Source organism: Aquiflexum gelatinilyticum, from assembly GCF_024741135.1.
In the GTDB taxonomy this organism is placed as follows: Bacteria; Bacteroidota; Bacteroidia; order Cytophagales; family Cyclobacteriaceae; genus Cognataquiflexum; species Cognataquiflexum gelatinilyticum.
The window spans coordinates 1-19,545 of sequence record NZ_JANSUY010000004.1; the positions used below are offsets into that span (position 1 = coordinate 1).

Here is a 19,545-nt window from a genome sequence, read left to right on the forward strand (position 1 = left end):
GACTGTTAGAAGGTGTTTTACCAACTATTTTTGACCATTAGATCACAAAAAGCAGCTTAAAAGCTGCTTTTTGTTCAATTTATTTTCAAATAATTTCTCAGGATTTTTTCTTAGGGAAAATGGCAGAATCACCCAATTGCTCTTCAATTCTCAACAATTGGTTATACTTTGCCATTCTATCAGAACGGGAAGCAGAACCGGTCTTGATTTGTCCACAATTGGTCGCAACAGCCAAATCAGCTATTGTAGCATCTTCGGTTTCTCCTGATCTATGAGACATGACAGCGGTAAATCCTGCTTTATGAGCCATAGATACAGCCTTCAAAGTTTCTGTCAGTGTTCCAATCTGATTTACTTTCACCAAAATAGAGTTGGCAGATTTTTCTTTAATTCCTCTTTCAAGGAATTTAACATTAGTCACAAAAACATCATCTCCGACTAACTGGACTTTATCACCGATTTTAGCGGTTAGCATCGCCCATCCTGCCCAATCGTCCTCTGAAAAGCCATCTTCTATAGAATCAATCGGATACTTTTGAGTTAACTCTGTCAAGTATTCAACTTGTTCTTCACGGGTTCTTATTTTCCCGTTTGGTCCTTCAAATTTGGTATAATCATATTTCCCATCTTTGTAAAACTCAGTAGCCGCACAATCAAGGGCTATAGTAACATCCTCTCCCGCTTTGTAGCCGGCATTTTTGATTGCATCCAATACACAAGCTAAGGCTTCCTCAGTTCCACCCGAAAAATTCGGAGCAAAACCACCTTCATCACCAACAGCTGTGCTTAATCCCTTATCATGAAGGATTTTTTTCAAATGGTGGAAAATTTCAGCACCCATTCTGATTGCTTCCGAAAAACTTGAAGCACCCACGGGTCTTACCATAAATTCTTGAAAGGCAATCGGTGCATCAGAGTGAGAACCTCCGTTGATGATATTCATCATAGGTACAGGAAGTGTATTGGCATTGACACCGCCAACGTATCTGTATAAGGGCTGACCTGCCTCCATAGCGGCAGCTTTAGCTACTGCAAGCGAAACACCAAGGATTGCATTTGCACCAAGTTTCCCTTTTGTAGGAGTTCCATCCAAATCAATCATGATTTGATCTATGAAATTTTGCTCAAAAACACTCATTCCAAGAAGTTCCGGAGCGATGATATCATTTACGTTGGAAACAGCTTTCAAAACACCTTTTCCAAGGTACTTACTTTTATCTCCATCGCGAAGTTCTACTGCTTCATTTATACCCGTTGAGGCGCCACTTGGAACTGCCGCCCTTCCAAAAGCTCCGGTTTCGGTATATATATCCACCTCAATTGTAGGATTTCCTCGGGAATCTAAAATTTGTCTTGCATGAATCGATTGAATCAATGTCATAATGTTAAAGGTTTAAGAGTTTTAATTTTTATTGATTAAAGAGATAAAATCATCAAATAGATATCTTGAATCATGTGGTCCGGGTGAGGACTCAGGATGATATTGTACAGAAAAAGCAGGTTTATTCGTTAATTTAATCCCTGCTACGGTATTGTCATTGAGGTGAATATGGGTCATTTCTACGATATCACTTTTTTCAACATCCTCTCTATTGACCACAAATCCGTGATTTTGGGAAGTGATTTCACTTTTACCGGTTTGAAGGTTTTTAATTGGATGGTTCAATCCTCTATGACCATGGTGCATTTTATAGGTTGAAATACCACAGGCTTCAGCAAGGATCTGATGCCCAAGACAAATCCCAAACAACGGTTTATTTGTATCCAAAATGTCTTTGGTTGTTTTAACCGCGTATTCCATTACAGCAGGGTCACCAGGACCATTAGAAAGAAAATACCCATCAGGATTCCATTTTTCCATTTCAGCTAAAGATGTTTTTGCCGGAAAAACTTTACAGTAAACCCCACGGTCAGCTAGGTTCCTAAGAATATTTCTTTTGATGCCAAAATCAAGACACGCGACTTTGATGGCTGAAGATTCTTCACCAAAAAAATAAGGAACACCTGTGGAGACTTGAGATGAAAGTTCCAATCCATTCATGTCCGGAACTAGATTCAATTCAGCTTTAAGACCTGCTAAATCGTCCTCAAATTCAGAGCTGATAATGGCATTCATAGCGCCTTTAGAACGGAGATGCCTTACAAGTTTCCTTGTGTCTATATCTGCAATTCCGGTTATTCCATATTTTTCAAGGTAATCTTGCAATGAACCGCTTGCATCAAGTCTACTAAAAACTTCAGAAAAACTATTTACTACAATACCCGCTATCGTAGGATGGTCAGATTCGACTTCCGAATCTATGACACCGTAATTTCCGATATGAGAAGTTGTGGTGACGACTATTTGCCCGGTATATGATGGGTCAGTGTAGATCTCCTGATACCCGGTCATTCCTGTGTTAAAACAAATTTCACCGCCGTTGGTACCTTTACTTCCAATGAGAGATCCATGGAAAATAGTACCATCAGCCAAAAGAAGAGTTGCTTTTTGTTTGTTCATCGTTATTTTTTGGACTTGTCAAAGTTAAGGATTTTTGGAGTATTAGCCTTGGTAATTTAAACAGGAAATAAAAAAAGGGATTGAACCAAAGTCCAATCCCCTTATATTTAGAATTTCCTGACATGAATTATTCACCAGTATTTTCTTCTTTGGTTTCATCAGCTTTAGCTGCAGGTGCATCCACAGAATCAGTAGCTTTAGGAGTGCTTCTTCTACTTCTTCTTGTAGTCTTTTTAGCAGGCTGAGCGTCTTTCAACATCAATTCGTTGAAATCCACCAATTCAATGATACACATCTCTGCATTATCACCAAGTCGGAAGTTTGTTTTAATGATTCTTGTGTAACCACCTGTTCTAGTTCCAACTTTTTCTACAACATCTCCAAACAAGGCTTTGATACCTTCTTTGTTTTGAAGGTAGGAAAATACTATCCTTCGGTTATGGGTTGTATCTTCTTTTGCTCTGGTAATCAGAGGCTCTACATATTTTCTTAGCTCCTTTGCCTTGGCAAGCGTAGTAGAAATACGCTTATGAAGAATCAGGGAAGTTGCCATATTTGAAAGCATTGCCTTCCTATGACTGGCTGTCCTGCCAAGGTGGTTGAATTTCTTACCGTGTCTCATTTTAAATTATTCTTCATCAAGTTTATACTTAGACAAATCCATTCCAAAGGTCAGGCTCTTTTCCTGAATCAATTGCTCTAATTCTGCAAGTGATTTTTTTCCAAAATTTCTGAACTTCATCATATCTGAAATCTCCAGTTTAGCAAGATCACCTAGTGTTCTCACATCTGCAGCTTTCAGGCAGTTGAATGCCCTAACAGAAAGGTCCAAATCACTCAAAGGAGTTTTAAGGAGTTTTCTCATGTGAAGGAATTCCTCATCGATTGGTTCTGGTTCAGAAACACCTGTTGAATCCAAGACCATGGTTTGGTCAGAAAACAACATGAAATGTTGGATAAGGATTTTAGCTGATTCTTGAAGTGCTTTTTCCGGATGGATGGAACCGTCAGTAGTCACTTCCAAGATTAACTTTTCAAAGTCAGTCTTTTGTTCAACCCTAGTGTTTTCCACGCTATATTTCACATTCTTAATAGGTGTGAAAATGGCATCGATTGGAATTACTCCGAAGATCTGCTCTTTTGGTTTAGATTCTTCAGCAGGAAGATAACCCCTGCCTTTTTCAACTGTCAATTCAATTTCGAAACTCTTTTTGTCATCAAGATGACAGATAATCAGCTCCGGGTTCAATACTTCGAAAGAAGAAGTGAACTTGGCGATATCTCCTGCAGTGAAAACAGACTGGTTTTTAACCTCAACAGTGATTTTTCCGTCGATAGAATCGTGGACTTTTTTAAATCTAACTTGTTTGAGGTTCAGAATGATATCAGTCACATCTTCAACAACGCCCTCGATTGTAGAAAATTCATGTACTACCCCAGGAAGCTTCACAGAAGTGATCGCATAACCTTCCAATGAGGATAAAAGTATTCTCCTCAAGGCATTACCGATGGTGACCCCGTAGCCCTTTTCAAGAGGCTTGAAGGTGAATAGACCGTGAAAATCATCGGCTTTTTCCATTACCACTTTCTCGGGCATTTGAAATGCTAATATGGACATATCAATAGTTCTGTTTAAGTCTGAAAGTAATTATTTAGAGTAAAGTTCGACGATCAACTGTTCCTTGATATTCTCAGGAATATCATCTCTGCTTGGAATCGATACAAACTTACCTGCCAAAGAGGTATTATCCCACTCTAGCCAAGAATAACGCGAACTTCTACCTGCAAGGCTATTAGTAATAGCTTCTAGAGATTTTGATCGCTCTCTAACAGAAACTACATCACCCGGCTTTAGGGTATAAGATGGAATATTGACTAGTTCACCATTGACGAGAATATGCTTGTGAGAGACAAGTTGTCTTGCTCCCCTTCTCGTAGGGGCGATACCTAATCTATAAACGGTATTGTCCAATCTTGATTCTAGCAACTGAAGAAGGTTTTCACCAGTAATACCTTGTTTTCTTGAAGCAATATCAAACATTTTTGCAAACTGTCTTTCCAATACACCATAGATGTATTTAGCTTTCTGCTTTTCAGCAAGCTGAATAGCATATTCAGATTGTTTTTTTCTTCTACCTCTTCCGTGCATTCCCGGAGGGTAATTTTTCTTTTGGAGAGCTTTGCTATATCCTTCGATAGGCTCACCGAATCTTCTGGCTATCTTTGCCTTTGGACCTGTATATCTTGCCATTATATATCTTCTTTAAGAAATTATACTCTTCTACGTTTTGGAGGACGACATCCATTGTGTGGTAGTGGGGTCACATCCACGATGGTGGTTACATCTAATCCTACATTTTGCAAAGTTCTGATTGCAGACTCACGTCCTGCACCTGGTCCTTTTACAAAAACCTCAATTTTTCTCAATCCAAGGTCATATGCAACTTGTCCGCAATTTTGAGCGGCCATTTGTGCTGCATAAGGAGTGTTCTTTTTTGAGCCTCTGAATCCCATTTTACCGGCAGAAGCCCAAGAGATCACTTGACCAGAATTATTGGTAATAGAGATGATGATGTTGTTAAAAGAAGCTTTGATGTGGACTTGCCCAACCGCCTCAACTTTAACTACTCTTTTTTTACCTTTAGCTTTATCGTTTCTTTTCTGAGCCATAATCTAATTCAAGATTTATTTAGTTGCTTTTTTCTTGTTAGCAACAGTCTTTCTCTTACCTTTTCTTGTTCTCGCGTTATTTTTGGTTTTTTGACCACGAACAGGTAGGCCTTTTCTATGCCTCAAACCTCTATAACAACCAATATCCATCAATCTTTTGATGTTTAATTGGATCTCAGACTTCAAAGCGCCTTCGGTTCTGAATTCCTCAGCAATTATTGTTCTGATAGCGGTTGATTCATCATCATCCCACTCACCTGCTTTCTTGTCAAAAGAAATTCCCGCTTTGTTCAGGATAGATCTCGCTGAGCTCCTACCGATTCCGAAAATGTAGGTCAAGCCGATCTCACCACGCTTGTTGTCTGGTATGTCAACACCTGCAATTCTTGCCATAATGATTAACCTTGTCTTTGTTTAAACTTAGGATTCTTCTTGTTGATTACATAAAGTTTTCCATTTCTTCTGATAACTTTACAATCAACACTTCTTTTTTTGATTGATGCCTTTACTTTCATGACATTTTATTTGTATCTGTAAACGATTCTACCTTTTGAAAGATCATATGGAGAAAGTTCTAATTTCACTTTGTCTCCAGGAAGGATCTTGATATAATTCATTCTCATTTTACCTGAAATATGTGCAATCAACTGATGACCATTTTCAAGTTCCACTTTAAACATTGCATTAGACAATGCTTCTACTATTGTACCATCTTGCTCTATCGATGTCTGTTTAGCCATATTTAGAATTTGAAATTTTCTTCTATGTATTGATGTGTAGTTAAAATTTCCGTTCTATCCTCAAATATTGCTACAGTATGCTCGTAATGAGCAGACTGCTTCCTATCTGCCGTTCTGATAGTCCATCCATCTCTTTCTTGAACAATATTCCTGGTACCCAGATTAACCATCGGTTCGATGGCTAAAACCATACCTGCCTTAAGAAGAGGTCCACTTCCTTTTTTTCCATAATTAGGAACTTCAGGAGCTTCATGGAGGCTTTTGCCCAAACCATGACCTACCAATTCTCTAACAACAGTGTAGCCTTTTGCCTCTACAAATTTTTGAATAGAGAATCCTATGTCACCAATTCTATTGCCAAATACGGCTTTTTCAATACCTAAATATAAAGAGTCCTTCGTTGCTTTGAGCAATGACAATACTTGGGGAGAAACTTCACCGACAGGGTAAGTATAAGCGCTATCGCTATGAAAACCTTGGTGAAAGACTCCACAATCTACTGAGATTATATCGCCATCTTTCAAAACATAACTACCGGGAAAACCATGTACCACTACCTCATTGACTGAGATACATAGAGAAGATGGAAATCCATTGTAGCCTTTAAAGGAAGGTACACCGTTATTATCTCGAATATACTCCTCTGCTATTTTGTCAAGAAAAGAGGTCTTTACCCCTTCTTTAATATGTTTGGCCACTTCACCGTGAGCCTTTCCTAAAATTTGAGCACCCTGTTTGATTATTTGAACTTCCTCAGAAGTTTTATAATGAATCATACTGCTGCAGCGTAATTAGTAGGATTATTTTTCATATTTCCACTCTTCATCATTCCTTCATAGTGCCTCATCAACAAATAACTTTCTATCTGTCTTAGAGTATCCATAATGACACCTACCATGATTAAAAGGGAAGTACCACCATAGAATTGAGCAAATTCACCACCAACTCCTGCAATGATTGCGAAAGCAGGAAGTATAGCTATTATGGAGAGGAGCAATGATCCAGGAAGCGTGATTCTTGAGATTATATTGTCTATAAAATCTGATGTAGGAGCACCAGGCTTGATACCAGGTACAAATCCTCCATTTCTCTTAAGGTCTTCAGCAATTTGTTCAGGATTAACTGTGATTGCTGTATAAAAGAACGTAAAGAGAATAATCATGGTAGCAAATACAAGGTTATATTGCCATGAGGTGAAATCACTGAATGTACTGCCGATATAATTCGCTATGTCACTTTCAGAAGACCAAATTTGAGCAATAAGAGCCGGTAAAAACATCAGAGATTGAGCGAAAATGATGGGCATAACTCCAGAGGCATTTACCTTAATTGGTATATACTGTCTTTGTCCGCCATAAACCTTTCCACCAACAACCTGTTTTGCATATTGAACCGGAATTCTTCTTGTGGCTTCAGTCATAGCAACGACGCCAAGAACAACAAAGAACAATACTGCAGCTTCTATCAAGAGCAAGAGCATCCCTGAAGTACCTTTAGATAAAACCTCTGCAATGATTGCACCGGGAAATCTCGAAATAATACCAATCATAATTAACATTGATATACCATTTCCAATTCCTTTTTCGGTAATCTTCTCCCCAAGCCACATACAAAACATGGTACCGGCTGTAAGAAGTACAAGAGAACTGAACATGAAGAGGGTAGTCGATACCATTACCGCCCCTGTTGGGAGGATTGTAGCAGTAATATAGCCCACACCTTGGGCAATGGTAATCAAAATTGTGAGAACCCTAGTAAATTGATTGATTCTTTTCCTACCAGATTCACCTTCTTTTTGAAGTTTTTGAAAATAGGGAACTCCAACAGTCAATAACTGTAGCACAATTGAAGCGGAGATATATGGCATGATACCTAGCCCAAAGATAGAAGCATTGCTGAATGCTCCACCTAAGAAAGTATCTATCAAACCAAAAATACCTTCCGGAGCATCACCTAGTTTAGAAGGATCTACACCAGGCAATACAATAAAGGACCCTAATCTAAATACAACTAGGAACCCAATTGTATTTAGTATCCTGATCCTTAGATCTTCAATAGAAAAGATATTCTTAACTGTTGAGATAAACTTTTTCATTTATTTAAAGCTTGTTTACTGTTCCGCCAACTTTTTCAATAGCTTCCACAGCAGAAGCAGAGAATAAGTGTGCACTTACATTTAATTTAGCTGTAAGTTCGCCTCTACCTAACACTTTTACAACATCTTTTTTTGAAACCAATCCATGTTCTACCAAAGTATCAAATGAAATAGTATTCAAGTTGAATTCAGTAGCCAGACTTTGGATTACATCCAAGTTGATCGGCTTATGAACAGTAGTGTTAAGACTTTTGAACCCAAACTTTGGAACCCTTCTTTGAAGTGGCATTTGACCACCTTCGAATCCAAGCTTTGATTTATAACCTGACCTTGATTTGGCACCTTTGTGACCTCTTGTTGAGGTACCACCTTTTCCTGATCCAGTTCCTCGTCCGATTCTTTTACTTGATTTAATCGAACCCTCTGCCGGTTTTAATGTATGTAATTTCATAATTAAGCTTCCTCCACTTTTACAAGGTGACTAACTTTTCTAACCATTCCAACAATTGCAGGATTGCTTTCAATCTCTACAGATTTGTTGATCTTACCAAGTCCAAGCGCCACAATAGTTGCTTTTTGGTCCTTAGGTCTCTTTATGGTACTTTTTGTCTGAGTAATCTTGATCTTTCCCATTTTGATTAACCGTTAAAGACTTTAGACATTTTAACTCCTCTTTGCTGAGAAACTGCAATAGCATCTCTTAACTGTACTAAGGCATCGATAGTAGCTTTAACCACGTTATGTGGGTTAGAAGAACCTTTTGATTTGGCCAAAACGTCAGTTACCCCTGCACTTTCTAGTACTGCACGCATCGCACCACCTGCGATTACACCTGTACCAGCGGCAGCAGGTTTTATTAGGACAAAACCACCACCGAACTTTCCTAATTGCTCGTGAGGAATAGTACCTTTCAATACCGGAACCCTTACAAGGTTCTTCTTTGCGTCTTCAATTCCTTTAGTGATAGCATCTGTTACTTCATTGGCTTTGCCAAGTCCATATCCTACAACACCAGCTCCATCTCCCACAACAACTATAGCAGAGAACGAAAATCTCCTACCACCTTTTACTACTTTAGCAACACGGTTGATAGCAACAACTTTCTCTTTTAATTCAGTATCTGTTGCCCTAATTGGTTTTCTTTTTACCTGAGACATAATATCTATTAAAATTTAAGGCCACCTTCCCTTGCACCATCAGCAAGAGCTTTAACATTTCCATGATATAAATAACCACTTCTGTCAAAAACAACATCAGTGACTCCATTCGCAACAGCTCTTTCAGCTAACTTCTTACCCACCTCTTTTGAAACAGATACATTAGCATTTTTTACTGAACCGAATTCTTTGGAAGATGCCTGAACAAGTGTATGGCCTTTAAGGTCATCTACAAGTTGGGCATAAATTCCAGTATTACTTTTAAATACAGACAGACGAGGTCTAGAATCAGTACCCGAAATCTTTCTTCTGATACTTTTTTTGATTCTAATTCTTCTTAAATTCTTATTAAAGGCCATATCAATTATTTTTTACCGGCAGTTTTACCAGCCTTACGTCTAACAATTTCACCGACAAAACGTACACCCTTACCTTTATAAGGCTCAACTTTACGCAAAGATTTAATTTTGGCTGCAATTTGGCCAACCAATTCTTTATCTATCCCTTCTAATGTAATGACAGGATTTTTACCCTTAGGAGTCTCAGTCTTTAGAGCAACTGATTCTGGAAGCGCAAAAAAGATATTGTGTGAATAACCTAGGGAAAGTTCAAGAACCTGACCTTGGTTAGACGCCTTATAACCCACCCCAACAAGCTCAAGGTCTTTTTTGTAACCTTCGGATACACCTACAACCATGTTGTTGATTAGAGACCTATATAGGCCATGGAGCGACTTATGTCTTTTTGAATCTGTAGGTCTTTCTAGGATAATTTCCTTACCCTCCACCTTTACAGCAATGTCGGGATTCACATCCCTACTTAGAACACCTTTGGGACCTTTAACAGTAACAGCATTAAATGCAGTTACGTCTACAGTAACACCCGTAGGTATATTTATTGGTTTTTTACCTATTCTAGACATGACGGTATATTAATAAACGTAGCAAAGTACTTCTCCTCCCACACCTTCTGTACGGGCTTCTTTATCAGTCATTACACCTTTGGAAGTGGAAAGGATGGCGATTCCCAAGCCATTGATGACTCTAGGAAGATCTTCATGTTTTACATATTTTCTAAGACCAGGCTTACTAACTCGGCTTAGGCTTACGATGGCATTTTGCTTTGTTGATGGATTATATTTCAAAGCTATTTTGATGACCCCTTGAGGTCCATTTTCTTCAAATTTATAGTTTTGAATATAACCTTTATCATGAAGCACCTTCGTGATTTCCTTCTTAATGTTAGAAGCAGGCATCTCAACGATTCTATGAGCAGCCTTGATGGCATTTCTCAATCTTGTCAGATAATCAGCTATTGGATCAGTCATAATTATATAAGTCTAACTGCACTATTCCGCTAAGGGAGTGCAAAGTTACACAATGATTTTTAGAATAAAAACTCTTGTTTGAATTTTACCAGCTAGACTTAGTAATTCCAGGGATTTTTCCTGCTGAAGCCATCTCTCTAAAGGTTACCCTATTGATTCCAAACTTCCTCATATAACCCTTTGGACGACCCGTCAATTTACACCTGTTATGTAGTCTTACTGCTGAAGAATTTTTAGGTAATTTATCCAATCCCGCAAAATCCCCTGCTGCTTTCAAAAGAGCGCGCTTTTTAGCATATTTTGCTACAAGACTTTCTCTTTTACGCTCGCGAGCTTTTAGTGACTCTCTTGCCATAATATTTCTTAATTATTTTTGTTTATAAAAGGCATACCGAAAGCTTTCAACAAAGCGTAGCTTTCTTCATCTGTACTGGCAGTAGTCACAAAAGTGATATCCATTCCTGAAATCTTGTTCACTTTTTCAATGCTGATTTCAGGGAAAATAATTTGCTCAGTTACACCCAAAGTATAATTACCTCTTCCATCAAAACCTTTGTCATTGATACCTTTGAAGTCTCTCACCCTAGGTAGGGCAATAGTCATAAGACGGTCTAGGAACTCATACATCTTGTTTCCTCTCAAAGTAACTTTTGCTCCGATTGGCATTCCTTCTCTCAACTTAAAATTGGAAACTGAAGTTTTTGCTTTTGTTGCAACCGCTTTTTGACCGGTAATCAAAGAAAGTTCCTCAACTCCTTGATCTACAAGTTTTTTATCAGCAACAGCAGCACCAATCCCTTTATTGATCACAATTTTGGTCAACTTAGGAACCTCCATTACTGAACTGTACTGAAATTTTTCCTTTAAAGCAGGAACTATTTCAGCCATATATCTATCTTTTACTCTTGGATTAGCCATTGATTACCTCCCCAGTTTTCTTAGAATATCTAACTAGTTTACCTTTATCATTTTCTTTTCTTCCTGTTCTGGTAGCTTCCCCTGTTTTAGGATCTATCAGCATAAGATTACTTAAATGCAAAGAAGCCTCTCTTTTTTCGATTCCTCCCTGAGGATTGGAAGCAGTTGGCTTAACGTGCTTGGTTACCATATTGATACCTTCAACTATCGCCCTTCTCTTGGTTGGATCGACAGAAAGTATTTTACCTGATTTGCCTTTATCATCACCAGCCAATACCTTAACGGTATCTCCGGTTTTGACATGCAATTTTGGTTGTTTGTTGAATTTTCTTTCCATGATTACAATACTTCTGGGGCTAAAGACACAATCTTCATAAACTGCTTCTCTCTCAACTCTCTGGCAACAGGTCCGAAAATACGGGTCCCTCTTGGCTCATCATTGTTGTTTAAAAGAACAGCTGCGTTATCCTCAAATCTAATATAAGAACCGTCTTTTCTTCTGATTTCTTTTTTGGTTCTTACGATCACCGCCTTTGAAACGGTTCCTTTTTTCATATTACTTGAAGAAAGTGCAGATTTAACAGTTACGACAACTTTATCACCAATGGAAGCATACCTCTTTTTGGTACCTCCCAATACACGGATTACAAGTACCTCTTTAGCACCTGAATTATCCGCAACACCTAGTCTGGATTCTTGTTGTATCATGATTACTTAGCCCTTTCTATTATTTCAACCAATCTCCAACGCTTATTCTTACTCAGCGGACGAGTTTCACTAATAAGGACAACATCTCCTTCATTAGCTTCATTTTTCTCGTCATGAACCATAAATTTTGTAGTCTTAGCAACAAACTTACCATAGATGGAATGCTTAACTTTCCTTTCTACAGCCACAGTAATGGACTTATCCATTTTGTTGCTCACTACCTTTCCTGTTCTTTCTTTACGAAGATTTCTCTCAGCAGTAGCCATATTATTATTATTTAGCTAGTTGTTTTGCCTTCAAGGATGTTTTTAATCTCGCGATTAATTTCCTTGATTCTTTTATTTTATTTGGATTCTCAATTGGAGAGATAGCGTGTGCAAAACTCAATTTGGATAAATTGGTCTGCTCAGAGGCTATGCGTTCCATTATTTCACTTACGGAAAGTGATCTTATTTCTGCGTTTTTCATAGTTTCTATTATCCTACGTAATCTCTACGTACTACGAATCTTGTACTTACTGGAAGTTTCTGCTGCGCTAATCTCAAAGCTTCATTTGCCACCTCGAGACTAACACCGGTTGCTTCGAAAAGGATAGTTCCAGGCTTAATAACTGCTACCCAATATTCAGGAGCACCTTTACCTTTACCCATACGAACCTCTGCAGGTTTTTTGGTAATTGGCTTATCAGGAAATATTCTGATCCAAACCTGACCTTCTCTTTTCATCGCTCTTGTCATAGCAATACGAGCTGCTTCTATCTGACGGGAAGTTATCCATCCAGGCTCGAGGGATTTGATACCAAAGTTGCCAAAAGAGAGTTCGTGACCTCTTTGAGCAAGTCCTTTGACTCTACCCTTATGCATTTTTCTAAATTTCGTTCTTTTCGGCTGTAACATGATTTCTCACTTATGGGTGAAAATTAGTTATTTCTCTTTCTTCTCTTGGGACCACCTTCTCTTCGCTTTCCTCTAGCTGCTGCAGAAGCATTGGTTTTTGGCTCACTGGCTGCACCTACGTTTGGAGACAAATCTCTCTTTCCATAGACTTCACCTTTGAAAATCCAAACCTTAATGCCGATGATACCATATACAGTATTCGCCTCAGAAACAGCATAGTCAATGTCAGCTCTAAGCGTATGCAAAGGAATTCTTCCCTCCTTATACATTTCAGATCTTGCCATTTCTGCTCCTCCCAATCTACCTGAAAGTTTTACTTTGATACCTTCTGCACCTACTCTCATAGAAGCGGCAATGGATTGTTTCATTGCTCTTCTGAATGAAATTCGAGCTTGAAGCTGCTGCGCGATTGATTCACCAACCAATTTCGCATCCAATTCAGGACGCTTAATTTCAAAAATGTTAATTTGAACATCTTTGTTGGTCAATTTTTTCAATTCTTCTTTAAGCTTATCAACTTCGGCTCCACCTTTTCCTATAACTACACCCGGACGGGCAGTATGGATGGTAAGAGTGATCCTCTTCAAAGTTCTCTCAATGACAACTTTTGAGATTCCACCTTTTGGAATCCTGGCGTTTACATATTTTCTGATTTGCTGATCTTCATACAGCTTTTCAGCGAAATCTTTTCCGCCATACCAGTTGGAATCCCAACCTTTGATTACACCAAGTCTAAAACCAATTGGGTTTATCTTTTGTCCCATAGTCTGATTTTAATTAGATTTTTCTGTTGTTTCTACATTATCAGCGGTAACGTTTGAGCTGTAGGAATCTACAATTAAAGTTACATGATTTGATCTTTTGCGGATTCTATGAGCTCTTCCCTGAGGTGCAGGTCTTAGTCTTTTTAGCATCCGGCCTTCGTCAACGAAGATTGTTTTCAGAAACAGATCCGCTTCTTCAATCTTCTCATCAGGATTTTTCGCCTGCCAATTGGCTACAGCAGAAAGCAGAAGTTTTTCAAGTTTAGCAGCTCCACTATTTGGAGTGAACTTCAAAATGCTTAATGCTTGACCTACTCTTTTTCCTCTTACAAGGTCAGCTACCAATCGCATTTTGCGAGGAGAAGTAGGAACGTTGTTTAATCTTGCTATTGCTTCCATGATTATCTCTTTCCTTTATCTTTCTTGGCGATGTGACCTCTAAAGTTCCTAGTAGGTGCAAATTCTCCAAGTTTATGTCCAACCATATTGTCTGTAACAAATACAGGTATAAACTTATTGCCGTTATGCACAGCGAATGTATGGCCCACGAAATCCGGTGAAATCATTGATCTTCTTGACCAAGTCTTGATTACAGATTTTTTTCCGGACTCGTTCATTACATCCACTTTTTTCAATAAGTGGTGCTCTATGTAAGGACCTTTCTTTAATGAACGTGCCATATCTATTTGGTTCTTTTGCTGATAATGAATTTGTTAGAATACTTTTTAGGGCTTCTGGTTTTCTTGCCTTTTGCAAGCAAACCTTTCCTTGACCTAGGATGACCTCCAGAAGATCTACCTTCACCACCTCCCATTGGGTGATCAACAGGGTTCATTGCGACACCTCTAGTTCTTGGTCTCCTTCCTAACCAACGGTTCCTCCCAGCTTTTCCGAGCACCACGTTCATGTGGTCTGCATTGGAAACAGTTCCAACAGTAGCCATACAAGTTCCGAGCACTAGTCTCATTTCTCCTGATGGCAATTTGATGGTGACATATTTTCCATCCCTTGCTACTACTTGACCATATCCACCTGCACTACGTGCCATAGCACCACCTTTTCCAGGCTTAAGCTCAATGTTATGGACAATTGTACCCAAAGGAACATTTACCAAATGCATTGCATTTCCAATCTCTGGGGCTACACTCTCACCAGAAATGATAGTTTGTCCAACTTTCAGACCGTTTGGTGCGATGATGTAAGCTTTTTCACCGTCAGCATATTGCAACAAAGCAATACGTGCAGTTCTATTTGGATCATATTCTACAGAAACAACTTCTGCAACAATGCCGAATTTATTTCTTTTGAAATCAATTATTCTAAGTCTTTGCTTATGACCACCACCAATATATCTGTTGGTCATTCTACCGGTGTTATTTCTACCACCTGACTTTGGTTTCGGAGCCAAAAGAGATTTCTCAGGCTTTGATGTAGTGATCTCATCAAATGCCGGTGCTACTCTGAATCTGGTTCCTGGTGTTACAGGTTTTAATTTTCTAACTGCCATGATTCTGATTCAATTAAATTTCTCCGTAAAAATCAATTATTTCTCCTTCTGCCACTTTTACGATAGCTTTTTTGTAAGGTGTGCTAAAGCCAGAAACAATCTTTGTTTTGGTATATCTTGTTTTTGGTTTGCCTGCATACCTCATGGTACGGACATCCAAAACTTTTACACCATACATATTTTCCACGGCTCTTTTGATCTCAGGCTTAGTAGCAGTTTTCTCAACTGCAAATCCATAAACACCTTGTTCATTCATTGCTGAAATCTTCTCTGTAATCAAAGGTTTTTTAAGTGTTGCCATCTTCTTACTTCAATAAAAGGGTTTCTAACATACTTACTGAACCTTCGCACAATACCAAATTGTCAGCATTTAACAATTCATAAGTGTTTACACTGTCAACAGTGATCACTTTAGCTTTTGGAAGATTTCTGCTTGATAAATAGACATTTTTATTTAGTTCTGGAAGAACCAACAAGGTCTTCTTATCTGACAAAGAAAGTCCGTTTAACATTGCTATATAGCTTTTTGTCTTAGGAGCTTCAAAAGAGAAGTTTTCTAAAACCATCACGCAATTTTCTTTTGCTTTGTATGACAAAGCAGATATTCTAGCCAATTGCTTCAATTTTTTATTCAATTTGAATGAATAATCTCTTGGAACTGGACCAAAAACTCTACCTCCTCCTCTAAACAAAGGAGATTTTATAGAGCCTGCTCTTGCTCCACCTGTTCCTTTTTGCTTCTTGATTTTTTTGGTAGAACCTGCAATCTCATTTCTTTGCTTTGCTTTGTGCGTACCTTGTCTTTGATTCGCCAAATATTGCTTTACATCCAGGTAGATCGCATGATCGTTAGGTTCGATCGCGAAAATATCATCAGAAAGATTAACCTTTCTACCTGTGTCTTCACCGTTATATTTTAATACTGCTAATTCCATTTTCTTACTTCTCTAGAATAACGAAAGAATTTTTTGGACCTGGTACGGAACCGCTAACAAGTAGAAGGTTCTTATCAGGATAGATTCTAAGGACTCTCAAATTGATTACCTTAACCCTATCTCCCCCGGTTCTACCAGCCATTCTCATTCCTCTGAAAACTCTGGATGGCCAAGAACAGGCACCAATCGATCCAGGGTGTCTTGCCCTATTATGCTGACCGTGGGTCTGTCCACCGACACCAGCAAAACCATGACGCTTTACTACACCTTGGAAACCTTTACCTTTGGAAGTCCCGATAGCATCAACGAAGTCACCTTCGATAAATACCTCGTCAGCTTTCACTGTCTTTCCTAGATCAACCTGACCTTCAAATTCTACTCTGAAGTCTCTGAATTCTACAACTTTCTGCTTTGGCGTAGTTCCGGCCTTTTTAAAATGACCCATCAATGGTTTTGGCGTGTTTTTTTCTTTACGCTCACCATATGCCAATTGAACAGCGTTGTACCCGTCTGTCTCAACATTTTTTACTTGCGTCACTACGCAAGGACCAGCTTCTATTAGCGTGCATGCGACGTTTCGTCCATCGGCACTGAAAATGCTAGTCATTCCTACTTTTTTACCTATTATTCCAGACATCTTCTGTTGTATAATAATCTTGAAACCCAAGTTTTTAAGTACTTAGGTGCTTTTTTAAGGACTGCAAAGTTAGGGTTTTTCCCCCAGCTTACAAATCCCAACTTTAATATTTTCAATTATTTATGAAAATAAATTCAGCAAACTGCCACAAAAGCAATTCTTTCTCCAAACATACTTTCAAATTAGTGTGGGCAAAAGAAAAACCCGCACCAGATTGGTACAGGTTTTTCATCAATATGTTTTTTATCCGTCAGACTTTGATTTCAACATCAACTCCACTTGGAAGTTCGATCTTCATCAAAGCGTCAACTGTTTTTGAGCTGTTGCTGTAGATATCAACCAATCTTTTGTAAGTACAAAGTTGGTATTGATCTCTTGCTTTCTTATTTACGTGAGGAGATTTCAACACGGTAAACTTCTCTTTCTTTGTAGGCAAAGGAATAGGCCCAACCACAATTGCTCCGGTTGCTTTTACCGCCTTTACGATCTTTTCAGATGACTTATCCACCAGGCTGTGATCGTAGGATTTCAATTTTATTCTGATTTTCTGATTCATTTTCTGTCGAGATTTAGGCTTTTTCTCCTTTTACTTTTGCAATCACACCCTCTGCAATGTTATTTGGCACCGGCTCATAGTGAGAGAATGTCAATGATGCAGAAGCTCTACCTGAAGAGTTTGTTCTCAAGTCGGTAACATATCCAAACAGCTCAGACAAAGGAACATTAGCTTTGATTACAGTAGAAGTACCTTTTGTATCCATACCTTTCATCATTCCTCTTCTCCTGTTCAAGTCACCTGTAATTGGACCTGTATATTCATCCGGAGTAACCACTTCTACAGCCATGATTGGCTCAAGAAGTTGTGGCTTACATTTTTTAGCTGCTTCCTTGAAACCAATTCTTGCAGCCAATTCGAATGAAAGTGCATCGGAGTCAACATCATGGTATGAACCATGAAACAACCTTACCTTCATTGATTCGATTGGATACCCGGCTAAAGGTCCATTTTTCATCGCTTCAGCAAATCCTTTTTGGATAGCAGGAATGAATTCTCTTGGAACCACACCACCAACGATACCATTCACAAAGTCAAGACCAGGCTTGATTTCATTTGTAACAGGATCAGGATCCTTTGGTCCAAGTTCGAATACGATATCTGCAAATTTACCTTTACCACCTGTCTGCTTCTTGTACACTTCTTTATGCTCAATTGAACCAAAAAGAGCTTCTTTGTAAGCAACCTGAGGTGCACCTTGGTTGATTTCAACCTTAAATTCCCTCTTAAGTCGGTCAATGATGATTTCAAGGTGAAGTTCTCCCATACCTCTTAGGATAGTCTGACCAGTTTCTTGATCAGTATTTACCTGAAGTGTAGGATCTTCTTCTACCAATTTGGAGATTGCCATACCCAATTTGTCAACATCTGCCTGAGTTTTTGGCTCGATGGCATATCCTATAACCGGTTCCGGGAACACCATAGATTCAAGAACAACCTTGCGTTTTTCGTCGCAAAGAGTATCTCCTGTTTTGATGTCTTTGAAACCAACGACAGCACCGATATCACCGGCAACCAATCTTTCGATTTGGTTTTGCTTGTTGGCGTGCATTTGGAAAACCCTCGAAATCCTTTCTTTATTTCCTGAACGGCTATTAAAGATGTAAGAACCAGATTCCAAAATGCCTGAATAAGCTCTTACGAAGCAAAGACGTCCGACAAATGGATCAGTTGCAATTTTGAAAGCCAATCCTGTAAATGGTTCTTTTTCGTCAGGTCTGATGACAACTTCCTCTTCAGAATCAAGTCCTGTAGCGATGATGTCATCTTTGTCCAAAGGAGAAGGAAGTAATTCCATTACAAGGTCAAGCATGGTTTGCACGCCTTTGTTCTTGAATGAAGAACCACAAACCATCGGAACAATTTTCATGTCAATGGTTGCTCTTCTTAATGCTGATAAAATCTCAGCTTCCGTAATGGAATCAGGATCGTCAAAAAACTTTTCCATCAATGACTCATCGTAATCAGCCACTGCTTCAAGTAAATGTTCTCTGTATTCAGCAACTTCCTCAAGCATGTCATCAGGAATAGGAACTTCTGTAAAAGTCATTCCTTTATCCTCTTCATTCCAAACAATTCCTCTGTTGTTAATCAAATCAACAACTCCTTTGAAATTGTCCTCTGCTCCAATTGGAAGCTGTAATGGAACTGCATAGCTTCCCAACATTTCTTTAACCTGCTTACACACGTCAAGAAAATTGGCACCTGAGCGGTCCATTTTATTAACAAAACCGATACGGGCTACTTTGTAGTTATCGGCAAGTCTCCAGTTAGTTTCTGATTGTGGTTCAACACCATCAACAGCACTGAAAAGGAATACAAGCCCATCCAAAACTCTCAAGGAACGGTTTACCTCAACGGTAAAATCAACGTGGCCGGGAGTATCGATAATGTTAACTTGATATTTGTTTTTTCTGTAATTCCAAAACACAGTGGTCGCAGCAGAAGTAATGGTAATACCTCTTTCCTGCTCTTGTGCCATCCAGTCCATGGTAGCCGCACCATCGTGAACTTCACCGATTTTATGGCTGACACCTGAATAGTAGAGTATGCGTTCTGTAGTAGTTGTTTTACCGGCATCAATATGCGCGGCAATGCCAATGTTCCTAGTGTATTTTAAATCTCTTGCCATTACT

The 19,545-nt window shown here is 38.8% G+C and carries 33 protein-coding genes; all 33 read right to left on the bottom strand.

Annotated elements, in window-relative coordinates; genetic code table 11:
- Positions 1-97 precede the first annotated feature (97 nt).
- The 33 genes from eno to fusA all read right to left on the bottom strand — a co-directional run bounded on the left by eno (position 98) and on the right by fusA (position 19,541).
- Positions 98-1,381, bottom strand: coding sequence for a phosphopyruvate hydratase (gene eno, locus NU887_RS07755; RefSeq protein ID WP_258422808.1), 1,284 nt, complete (start codon positions 1,379-1,381; stop codon positions 98-100).
- A 21-nt stretch (positions 1,382-1,402) separates the two neighbouring features.
- Positions 1,403-2,500, bottom strand: coding sequence for a glutamine-hydrolyzing carbamoyl-phosphate synthase small subunit (carA, locus tag NU887_RS07760; protein WP_258422809.1), 1,098 nt, complete (start codon positions 2,498-2,500; stop codon positions 1,403-1,405).
- Positions 2,501-2,627: 127 nt separating this feature from the next.
- The gene (gene rplQ / locus NU887_RS07765; RefSeq protein WP_258422810.1) at positions 2,628-3,122 is read right to left on the bottom strand and encodes a 50S ribosomal protein L17; all 495 of its coding nucleotides are present in this window, start codon (positions 3,120-3,122) and stop codon (positions 2,628-2,630) included.
- 6 nt (positions 3,123-3,128) lie between these two features.
- Entirely contained in the window at positions 3,129-4,118 is a 990-nt protein-coding gene (locus NU887_RS07770) for a DNA-directed RNA polymerase subunit alpha (protein ID WP_258422811.1), read from the bottom strand.
- Between the two features lie 30 nt (positions 4,119-4,148).
- Positions 4,149-4,751, bottom strand: coding sequence for a 30S ribosomal protein S4 (gene rpsD / locus NU887_RS07775; RefSeq protein WP_258422812.1), 603 nt, complete (start codon positions 4,749-4,751; stop codon positions 4,149-4,151).
- Positions 4,752-4,771: 20 nt separating this feature from the next.
- Positions 4,772-5,170, bottom strand: a complete 399-nt coding sequence (gene rpsK / locus NU887_RS07780; RefSeq protein WP_084118500.1) for a 30S ribosomal protein S11 — start codon at positions 5,168-5,170, stop codon at positions 4,772-4,774.
- A gap of 15 nt (positions 5,171-5,185) precedes the next feature.
- On the bottom strand, positions 5,186-5,563 hold the full coding sequence (rpsM, locus tag NU887_RS07785) for a 30S ribosomal protein S13 (protein ID WP_241127457.1): 378 nt from the start codon (positions 5,561-5,563) through the stop codon (positions 5,186-5,188).
- A gap of 5 nt (positions 5,564-5,568) precedes the next feature.
- Positions 5,569-5,685: a 50S ribosomal protein L36 gene (gene rpmJ, locus NU887_RS07790; RefSeq protein ID WP_014772314.1), complete on the bottom strand. Its 117-nt coding sequence runs from the start codon at positions 5,683-5,685 to the stop codon at positions 5,569-5,571.
- Positions 5,686-5,691: 6 nt separating this feature from the next.
- Positions 5,692-5,910: a translation initiation factor IF-1 gene (gene infA / locus NU887_RS07795; RefSeq protein WP_009034195.1), complete on the bottom strand. Its 219-nt coding sequence runs from the start codon at positions 5,908-5,910 to the stop codon at positions 5,692-5,694.
- Positions 5,911-5,912: 2 nt separating this feature from the next.
- Positions 5,913-6,686 (bottom strand): type I methionyl aminopeptidase, encoded by a 774-nt coding sequence (map, locus tag NU887_RS07800; RefSeq protein WP_258422813.1) that lies wholly within the window; start codon positions 6,684-6,686, stop codon positions 5,913-5,915.
- Positions 6,683-8,005, bottom strand: coding sequence for a preprotein translocase subunit SecY (gene secY / locus NU887_RS07805; RefSeq protein ID WP_258422814.1), 1,323 nt, complete (start codon positions 8,003-8,005; stop codon positions 6,683-6,685). Before secY ends, map begins: the two co-directional genes overlap by 4 nt.
- A 4-nt stretch (positions 8,006-8,009) precedes the next feature.
- Complete coding sequence (gene rplO / locus NU887_RS07810; RefSeq protein ID WP_258422815.1) at positions 8,010-8,456, bottom strand: 50S ribosomal protein L15; 447 nt, start codon at positions 8,454-8,456, stop codon at positions 8,010-8,012.
- Between the two features lie 2 nt (positions 8,457-8,458).
- Positions 8,459-8,638, bottom strand: a complete 180-nt coding sequence (gene rpmD / locus NU887_RS07815) for a 50S ribosomal protein L30 (RefSeq protein WP_258422816.1) — start codon at positions 8,636-8,638, stop codon at positions 8,459-8,461.
- Between the two features lie 5 nt (positions 8,639-8,643).
- On the bottom strand, positions 8,644-9,162 hold the full coding sequence (gene rpsE / locus NU887_RS07820; RefSeq protein WP_113924118.1) for a 30S ribosomal protein S5: 519 nt from the start codon (positions 9,160-9,162) through the stop codon (positions 8,644-8,646).
- Between the two features lie 8 nt (positions 9,163-9,170).
- Positions 9,171-9,521 (bottom strand): 50S ribosomal protein L18, encoded by a 351-nt coding sequence (gene rplR / locus NU887_RS07825; protein ID WP_258422817.1) that lies wholly within the window; start codon positions 9,519-9,521, stop codon positions 9,171-9,173.
- Between the two features lie 5 nt (positions 9,522-9,526).
- Positions 9,527-10,084 (bottom strand): 50S ribosomal protein L6, encoded by a 558-nt coding sequence (rplF, locus tag NU887_RS07830; protein ID WP_258422818.1) that lies wholly within the window; start codon positions 10,082-10,084, stop codon positions 9,527-9,529.
- 9 nt (positions 10,085-10,093) lie between these two features.
- The gene (gene rpsH / locus NU887_RS07835; protein ID WP_258422819.1) at positions 10,094-10,489 is read right to left on the bottom strand and encodes a 30S ribosomal protein S8; all 396 of its coding nucleotides are present in this window, start codon (positions 10,487-10,489) and stop codon (positions 10,094-10,096) included.
- A gap of 85 nt (positions 10,490-10,574) precedes the next feature.
- Positions 10,575-10,844: a 30S ribosomal protein S14 gene (rpsN, locus tag NU887_RS07840; RefSeq protein WP_241127440.1), complete on the bottom strand. Its 270-nt coding sequence runs from the start codon at positions 10,842-10,844 to the stop codon at positions 10,575-10,577.
- A gap of 8 nt (positions 10,845-10,852) precedes the next feature.
- Positions 10,853-11,407 carry a 50S ribosomal protein L5 gene (gene rplE, locus NU887_RS07845; protein ID WP_258422820.1) on the bottom strand — a complete coding sequence of 185 codons (555 nt, stop codon included), beginning with the start codon at positions 11,405-11,407 and terminating at the stop codon, positions 10,853-10,855.
- Positions 11,400-11,744, bottom strand: a complete 345-nt coding sequence (rplX, locus tag NU887_RS07850; protein ID WP_258422821.1) for a 50S ribosomal protein L24 — start codon at positions 11,742-11,744, stop codon at positions 11,400-11,402. The genes rplE and rplX overlap by 8 nt, the downstream gene beginning before the upstream one ends.
- Before the next feature lie 2 nt (positions 11,745-11,746).
- Complete coding sequence (gene rplN / locus NU887_RS07855) at positions 11,747-12,115, bottom strand: 50S ribosomal protein L14 (protein WP_009183371.1); 369 nt, start codon at positions 12,113-12,115, stop codon at positions 11,747-11,749.
- Positions 12,116-12,117: 2 nt separating this feature from the next.
- Complete coding sequence (gene rpsQ, locus NU887_RS07860) at positions 12,118-12,381, bottom strand: 30S ribosomal protein S17 (RefSeq protein ID WP_258422822.1); 264 nt, start codon at positions 12,379-12,381, stop codon at positions 12,118-12,120.
- Between the two features lie 7 nt (positions 12,382-12,388).
- Positions 12,389-12,583: a 50S ribosomal protein L29 gene (gene rpmC / locus NU887_RS07865; RefSeq protein WP_258422823.1), complete on the bottom strand. Its 195-nt coding sequence runs from the start codon at positions 12,581-12,583 to the stop codon at positions 12,389-12,391.
- Positions 12,584-12,591: 8 nt separating this feature from the next.
- On the bottom strand, positions 12,592-13,011 hold the full coding sequence (rplP, locus tag NU887_RS07870) for a 50S ribosomal protein L16 (RefSeq protein WP_258422824.1): 420 nt from the start codon (positions 13,009-13,011) through the stop codon (positions 12,592-12,594).
- A 23-nt stretch (positions 13,012-13,034) separates the two neighbouring features.
- On the bottom strand, positions 13,035-13,775 hold the full coding sequence (rpsC, locus tag NU887_RS07875; protein ID WP_258422825.1) for a 30S ribosomal protein S3: 741 nt from the start codon (positions 13,773-13,775) through the stop codon (positions 13,035-13,037).
- Between the two features lie 9 nt (positions 13,776-13,784).
- On the bottom strand, positions 13,785-14,174 hold the full coding sequence (gene rplV, locus NU887_RS07880) for a 50S ribosomal protein L22 (protein ID WP_258422826.1): 390 nt from the start codon (positions 14,172-14,174) through the stop codon (positions 13,785-13,787).
- 2 nt (positions 14,175-14,176) lie between these two features.
- Positions 14,177-14,455 (bottom strand): 30S ribosomal protein S19, encoded by a 279-nt coding sequence (gene rpsS, locus NU887_RS07885; protein WP_008203028.1) that lies wholly within the window; start codon positions 14,453-14,455, stop codon positions 14,177-14,179.
- Positions 14,456-14,457: 2 nt separating this feature from the next.
- A complete protein-coding gene (gene rplB, locus NU887_RS07890) occupies positions 14,458-15,282 on the bottom strand; it encodes a 50S ribosomal protein L2 (protein ID WP_258422827.1) in 825 nt (274 codons plus the stop codon).
- 13 nt (positions 15,283-15,295) lie between these two features.
- Positions 15,296-15,583, bottom strand: coding sequence for a 50S ribosomal protein L23 (gene rplW, locus NU887_RS07895; RefSeq protein WP_258422828.1), 288 nt, complete (start codon positions 15,581-15,583; stop codon positions 15,296-15,298).
- A gap of 4 nt (positions 15,584-15,587) precedes the next feature.
- Positions 15,588-16,217, bottom strand: a complete 630-nt coding sequence (rplD, locus tag NU887_RS07900; RefSeq protein ID WP_258422829.1) for a 50S ribosomal protein L4 — start codon at positions 16,215-16,217, stop codon at positions 15,588-15,590.
- Between the two features lie 4 nt (positions 16,218-16,221).
- The gene (rplC, locus tag NU887_RS07905; protein WP_258423077.1) at positions 16,222-16,854 is read right to left on the bottom strand and encodes a 50S ribosomal protein L3; all 633 of its coding nucleotides are present in this window, start codon (positions 16,852-16,854) and stop codon (positions 16,222-16,224) included.
- A 250-nt stretch (positions 16,855-17,104) separates the two neighbouring features.
- Entirely contained in the window at positions 17,105-17,410 is a 306-nt protein-coding gene (gene rpsJ, locus NU887_RS07910; RefSeq protein WP_009183381.1) for a 30S ribosomal protein S10, read from the bottom strand.
- Between the two features lie 13 nt (positions 17,411-17,423).
- The gene (gene fusA, locus NU887_RS07915; protein WP_258422830.1) at positions 17,424-19,541 is read right to left on the bottom strand and encodes an elongation factor G; all 2,118 of its coding nucleotides are present in this window, start codon (positions 19,539-19,541) and stop codon (positions 17,424-17,426) included.
- Between the last annotated feature and the right edge of the window lie 4 nt (positions 19,542-19,545).

Bases quoted from the DNA above. Each gene is read 5' to 3' on its own strand.
- rplC (WP_258423077.1), bottom strand. From the start codon at position 16,854: ATGTCTGGAATAATAGGTAAAAAAGTAGGAATGACTAGCATTTTCAGT.
- rpsD (WP_258422812.1), bottom strand. From the start codon at position 4,751: ATGGCAAGATATACAGGTCCAAAGGCAAAGATAGCCAGAAGATTCGGT.
- rpmJ (WP_014772314.1), bottom strand. From the start codon at position 5,685: ATGAAAGTAAAGGCATCAATCAAAAAAAGAAGTGTTGATTGTAAAGTT.
- rpsE (WP_113924118.1), bottom strand. From the start codon at position 9,162: ATGTCTCAGGTAAAAAGAAAACCAATTAGGGCAACAGATACTGAATTA.
- rpmC (WP_258422823.1), bottom strand. From the start codon at position 12,583: ATGAAAAACGCAGAAATAAGATCACTTTCCGTAAGTGAAATAATGGAA.
- rplD (WP_258422829.1), bottom strand. From the start codon at position 16,217: ATGGAATTAGCAGTATTAAAATATAACGGTGAAGACACAGGTAGAAAG.
- fusA (WP_258422830.1), bottom strand. From the start codon at position 19,541: ATGGCAAGAGATTTAAAATACACTAGGAACATTGGCATTGCCGCGCAT.
- rpsN (WP_241127440.1), bottom strand. From the start codon at position 10,844: ATGGCAAGAGAGTCACTAAAAGCTCGCGAGCGTAAAAGAGAAAGTCTT.
- rplF (WP_258422818.1), bottom strand. From the start codon at position 10,084: ATGTCTAGAATAGGTAAAAAACCAATAAATATACCTACGGGTGTTACT.
- eno (WP_258422808.1), bottom strand. From the start codon at position 1,381: ATGACATTGATTCAATCGATTCATGCAAGACAAATTTTAGATTCCCGA.
- rplQ (WP_258422810.1), bottom strand. From the start codon at position 3,122: ATGAGACACGGTAAGAAATTCAACCACCTTGGCAGGACAGCCAGTCAT.
- rplP (WP_258422824.1), bottom strand. From the start codon at position 13,011: ATGTTACAGCCGAAAAGAACGAAATTTAGAAAAATGCATAAGGGTAGA.
- rplR (WP_258422817.1), bottom strand. From the start codon at position 9,521: ATGGCCTTTAATAAGAATTTAAGAAGAATTAGAATCAAAAAAAGTATC.
- rplN (WP_009183371.1), bottom strand. From the start codon at position 12,115: ATGATACAACAAGAATCCAGACTAGGTGTTGCGGATAATTCAGGTGCT.
- rpsS (WP_008203028.1), bottom strand. From the start codon at position 14,455: ATGGCACGTTCATTAAAGAAAGGTCCTTACATAGAGCACCACTTATTG.
- rpmD (WP_258422816.1), bottom strand. From the start codon at position 8,638: ATGGGAAAGATCAAGATTACTCAGACAAAAAGTACCATAAAGAGACCT.
- rplX (WP_258422821.1), bottom strand. From the start codon at position 11,744: ATGGAAAGAAAATTCAACAAACAACCAAAATTGCATGTCAAAACCGGA.
- carA (WP_258422809.1), bottom strand. From the start codon at position 2,500: ATGAACAAACAAAAAGCAACTCTTCTTTTGGCTGATGGTACTATTTTC.
- NU887_RS07770 (WP_258422811.1), bottom strand. From the start codon at position 4,118: ATGTCCATATTAGCATTTCAAATGCCCGAGAAAGTGGTAATGGAAAAA.
- rpsC (WP_258422825.1), bottom strand. From the start codon at position 13,775: ATGGGACAAAAGATAAACCCAATTGGTTTTAGACTTGGTGTAATCAAA.
- secY (WP_258422814.1), bottom strand. From the start codon at position 8,005: ATGAAAAAGTTTATCTCAACAGTTAAGAATATCTTTTCTATTGAAGAT.
- infA (WP_009034195.1), bottom strand. From the start codon at position 5,910: ATGGCTAAACAGACATCGATAGAGCAAGATGGTACAATAGTAGAAGCA.
- rpsJ (WP_009183381.1), bottom strand. From the start codon at position 17,410: ATGAATCAGAAAATCAGAATAAAATTGAAATCCTACGATCACAGCCTG.
- rpsK (WP_084118500.1), bottom strand. From the start codon at position 5,170: ATGGCTCAGAAAAGAAACGATAAAGCTAAAGGTAAAAAAAGAGTAGTT.
- map (WP_258422813.1), bottom strand. From the start codon at position 6,686: ATGATTCATTATAAAACTTCTGAGGAAGTTCAAATAATCAAACAGGGT.
- rpsQ (WP_258422822.1), bottom strand. From the start codon at position 12,381: ATGGCTACTGCTGAGAGAAATCTTCGTAAAGAAAGAACAGGAAAGGTA.
- rplO (WP_258422815.1), bottom strand. From the start codon at position 8,456: ATGAAATTACATACATTAAAACCGGCAGAGGGTTCGATTAAATCAAGT.
- rplW (WP_258422828.1), bottom strand. From the start codon at position 15,583: ATGGCAACACTTAAAAAACCTTTGATTACAGAGAAGATTTCAGCAATG.
- rpsH (WP_258422819.1), bottom strand. From the start codon at position 10,489: ATGACTGATCCAATAGCTGATTATCTGACAAGATTGAGAAATGCCATC.
- rpsM (WP_241127457.1), bottom strand. From the start codon at position 5,563: ATGGCAAGAATTGCAGGTGTTGACATACCAGACAACAAGCGTGGTGAG.
- rplV (WP_258422826.1), bottom strand. From the start codon at position 14,174: ATGGAAGCAATAGCAAGATTAAACAACGTTCCTACTTCTCCTCGCAAA.
- rplB (WP_258422827.1), bottom strand. From the start codon at position 15,282: ATGGCAGTTAGAAAATTAAAACCTGTAACACCAGGAACCAGATTCAGA.
- rplE (WP_258422820.1), bottom strand. From the start codon at position 11,407: ATGGCTAATCCAAGAGTAAAAGATAGATATATGGCTGAAATAGTTCCT.